Genomic DNA, 4017 nt, shown 5'->3' with positions numbered 1-4017 from the left:
GCGGGTGCGGCGGTCCGTGGGGACCACCGCACCCGCGTGCGTCCTCGGCCCGGTCAGGGCGCGGTGTGTCCGGCGGCCCGGCCCGCCTCCAGGCGGGCGACGGGTACCCGGAACGGGGAACACGAGATGTAGTCCAGGCCCACGCGGTGGAAGAAGTGCACCGAGGCGGGGTCGCCGCCGTGTTCACCGCACACCCCGAGCTTGATGCCCGGGCGCGCGGCGCGCCCCTCCTCCGCCGCGATGCGCACGAGGCGGCCCACGCCGTCCACGTCCAGGGACTCGAAGGGCGAGACCCCGAACACGCCCTTCTCCAGGTAGGCGGAGAAGAAGGAGGCCTCCACGTCGTCGCGCGAGAAGCCCCAGACCGTCTGGGTGAGGTCGTTGGTGCCGAAGGAGAAGAACTCGGCGTTCTCGGCGATCTGCCCGGCGGTCAGCGCGGCGCGGGGCAGCTCGATCATCGTACCGACGGGAAAGTCGAGTTCGACGCCGTTCTCCCGGCCCACCTCGCGCAGCACGCGCAGCGCGTCCTCGCGGATGATCTCCAGTTCCTGCACGGTGCCCACCAGCGGGATCATGATCTCGGGGCGGGGGCGTCCGCCCGCGGCGATCCGGTCGACGGCGGCCTGGGCGATCGCGCGCACCTGCATGGTGAACAGCCCCGGCACGACCAGGCCCAGGCGCACGCCGCGCAGGCCCAGCATCGGGTTCTGCTCGTGCAGCTTGTGCACCGCCTGGAGCACCCGCAGGTCGTTCTCGTGGCTCTCCCCGCGCGCCTCGGCCACGGCCACGCGCACCGACAGCTCGGTGATGTCGGGCAGGAACTCGTGCAGCGGCGGGTCCAGCAGGCGCACGGTCACCGGCAGGCCGTCCATCGCCGCCAGGATGCCGCCGAACTCCTCGCGCTGGAGCGGCAGCAGCGCGTCGAGGGCCTGCTCCTGCTCCTCCGCGGTGTCGGCGAGGATGAGCCGCTCCACGAGTTGGCGGCGGTCGCCCAGGAACATGTGCTCGGTCCGGCACAGGCCGATCCCCTGCGCGCCCATGCGGCGGGCCCGGGCGGCGTCCTCGGCGGTGTCGGCGTTGGCGCGCACGCGCATGCGGCGGGCGGCGTCCACGTAGTGCATGAGGCGGTCCACCGAGCGCACGAGGTCGTCGGCCTCGTCGGAGGCGGGGTCGATCTCGCCCTCGAAGTAGCGCACGACGGGCGAGTCCACCACGGGGACCTCGCCGAGGAGGACCTCCCCGCTGGTGCCGTCGATGGAGATGACGTCGCCCTCCTCGACCACCTCGCCGCCGGGCGCGGTCATGCGCCGGTTCTTGGTGTCGATGTCGAGCTCCTCCGCGCCGCACACGCAGGTCTTGCCCATACCGCGGGCGACCACGGCGGCGTGCGAGGTCTTGCCGCCGCGGCTGGTGAGGATGCCCTCGGCGGCGATCATGCCCTCCAGGTCGTCGGGGTTGGTCTCGCGGCGGCACAGGATGACCCTCTCTCCGCTGCGCGACCACTTGACGGCGGTGTAGGAGTCGAAGACGGCCTTGCCGACGGCGGCGCCGGGCGAGGCGTTCATGCCGCGGCCGAGGCGGTGGACGTCCGTCCCGGAGAGGGCCTCCTCGTCGAAGCGGGGGAACATCAGCTGGGCGAGCTGGTCGCCGGTGACCCGCTGGACCGCCTCGTCCAGGGTGATCAGACCCTGGTCCACGAGCTGGTCGGCGATACGGAACGCGGCGGCGGCCGTGCGCTTGCCCACCCGGGTCTGGAGCATCCACAGCCTGCCGCGCTCGATGGTGAACTCGATGTCGCACAGGTCGCGGTAGTGGTTCTCCAGAGTGTCCATGATGCCCATCAGCTCCCCGTAGCTGGAGGCGTCGATCCCCTCCAGGTCGGCGAGGGGGACGGTGTTGCGGATCCCGGCCACCACGTCCTCGCCCTGGGCGTTCTGGAGGTAGTCGCCGTAGACGCCGGGCTGGCCGGTGGCGGGGTCGCGGGTGAAGGCGACGCCGGTGCCCGAGTCCATGCCGAGGTTGCCGAAGACCATGGAGCAGACGTTGACGGCCGTACCGAGGTCGGCGGGAATGCGCTCCTGGCGGCGGTAGAGGACGGCGCGGGGGGCGTTCCAGGAGTCGAAGACCGCCCGGACCGCGAGCAGCATCTGCTCGCGGGGGTCGCTCGGGAAGGGGCCGCCGGTGCGCTCGCGCACGACCTCCTTGAAGCGGTCCACGAGCCGGCGCAGGTCGGCGGCGTCCAGGTCCAGGTCGCTGGTGACGCCCTTGGCTGCCTTGACCTCCTCGATGGCGTCCTCGAAGAGCTCGCCGTCGATGCCCTGCACGGTCTTGCCGAACATCTGGATCAGACGCCGGTAGGAGTCCCAGGCGAAGCGCTCGTCACCGCCCCGGGCGGCCAGGCCCATGACGGACTCGTCGTTGAGGCCGATGTTGAGGACGGTCTCCATCATGCCGGGCATGGAGAACCTGGCGCCCGAGCGCACGCTCACCAGGAGCGGGTCGTCGGCCTGGCCCAGGCGGCGCCCCATGGCCTTCTCCAGCTCCTGGAGGTTGGCCTCGATCTCGGCGTCGAGTCCGGCGGGCATGCTGCCGTGGGAGAGGTAGTGGCGGCACGCCTCGGTGGTGATGGTGAACCCGGGGGGAACGGGCAGGCCGAGGTTGGTCATCTCGGCGAGGTTGGCCCCCTTACCGCCGAGGAGATCCTTCAGGTCCTTGTTGCCCTCGGTGAACGTGTAGACGTACTTGGCCACGGGGGTGCTCCCTCGCTTCTCGACGGCGCAGTGCTGGGTCGGCGCCTGTGCCCGGATGGGCGCGACTCTATCCACACTCCGCATCATCACTCGCCCATGAACTCCCTTTTTTCGTCATATCCCCAGTTCACAGCTATTAAAGAGGTCTATACCAATGGTTCAGCGAAAGGGGAGCCTCCGGACACCCCGATCCGGCGCGCGGGGCCACCAGTGAAGACGAACCCCCTGTTCACGGAGGCGCCGAGGCACCCGGAAGCTCCGGCTCCCCGGCGAACTCCGCCACGGGAGCGCACACGACCAATCCTGTGCCACATCCGCCACGGGAGAATGCCTGTGCCGCGAAACACAGGTCTACCCACCAGTAACCTACGGAGCCGTAGGTTAGGCTTCGGGTGGGCCCGCAGCGGGGCGGACCGCGGGATGGAGGAGTGCAGCGTGTCGGAGGAACAGGCGCGGGGTACCGGGCGTACGGAGGCCGACCGGAAGGACCACGGGGCCCCGCGCGACGGCGGGCGGAAACCGGGATCCGGCACCCCCTCGGACGCGTCCGTGCCCGAGAGGGCCGCGGCGGCGGCCGAGGAGCTGCTGGAGGCGGTCAAACCGCGGCTGCGCGGCTGGCTGCACCTGGGGACGGCCCCGCTCGCCCTGGCGGCGGGCATCGTCCTGGTGTCCCTCTCCCCCACCACGCCCGCCATGATCGCCAGCGCCGTGTACGCGCTCAGCGCGGTGATGCTCTTCGCCACCTCGGCGGTCTACCATGTGGGGCGCTGGTCGCCGGGCGCGCAGAAGGTGCTGCGCCGCATGGACCACTCCAACATCTACCTGATCATCGCGGGCACCTACACGCCGTTCGTGCTGCTCGTGCTCGAAGGCACACTGCGCACCGCCATGCTGGCGCTGATCTGGGGCGGGGCGATCGCCGGGGTCGGCTTCAAGATGCTGTGGCTCAACGCACCGCGCTGGCTGTCCACCGCGCTGTACCTGGCCATCGGCTGGGTGGCGGTGCTGTTCATCCCCCAGCTGATCGGCGGCACCCACCCGGCGACGTGGATCCTCATCCTGGTGGGCGGGGTGCTCTACAGCGTGGGCGCGGTGGTCTACGGGCTCAAGTGGCCCGACCCGGCGCCGCGCTGGTTCGGCTTCCACGAGATCTTCCACTCGCTGACCATCGCGGCGTTCGTCTGCCACTATGTCGCGGTGTCGTTCGTGGTCTACACCACGGGCTGAAAAACTGGGCACCGCGACCGGGGGTGCCCTTCGCGGCCCA

2 protein-coding genes are annotated in these 4017 nt (G+C 70.8%); one reads left to right on the top strand and one right to left on the bottom strand.

Features of this window, described 5'->3' with window-relative positions; all coding sequences use genetic code 11:
* Positions 1–53 precede the first annotated feature (53 nt).
* Complete coding sequence (gene ppdK, locus DQW06_RS10765) at positions 54–2750, bottom strand: pyruvate, phosphate dikinase (RefSeq protein ID WP_117198380.1); 2697 nt, start codon at positions 2748–2750, stop codon at positions 54–56.
* Between the two features lie 420 nt (positions 2751–3170).
* Between ppdK and DQW06_RS10760 the strand changes: the two genes are divergently transcribed.
* A complete protein-coding gene (locus DQW06_RS10760; RefSeq protein ID WP_013151796.1) occupies positions 3171–3977 on the top strand; it encodes a hemolysin III family protein in 807 nt (268 codons plus the stop codon).
* The last annotated feature ends 40 nt before the right edge of the window (positions 3978–4017 follow it).

Source organism: Nocardiopsis sp. TNDT3 (assembly GCF_003427465.1).
GTDB lineage: Bacteria > Actinomycetota > Actinomycetes > Streptosporangiales > Streptosporangiaceae > Nocardiopsis > Nocardiopsis dassonvillei.
Note: the sequence above shows the minus strand (reverse complement) of the source record. Positions and strands in the feature narration are given on the sequence as shown.

Bases quoted from the DNA above. Each gene is read 5' to 3' on its own strand.
- DQW06_RS10760 (WP_013151796.1), top strand. From the start codon at position 3,171: ATGGAGGAGTGCAGCGTGTCGGAGGAACAGGCGCGGGGTACCGGGCGT.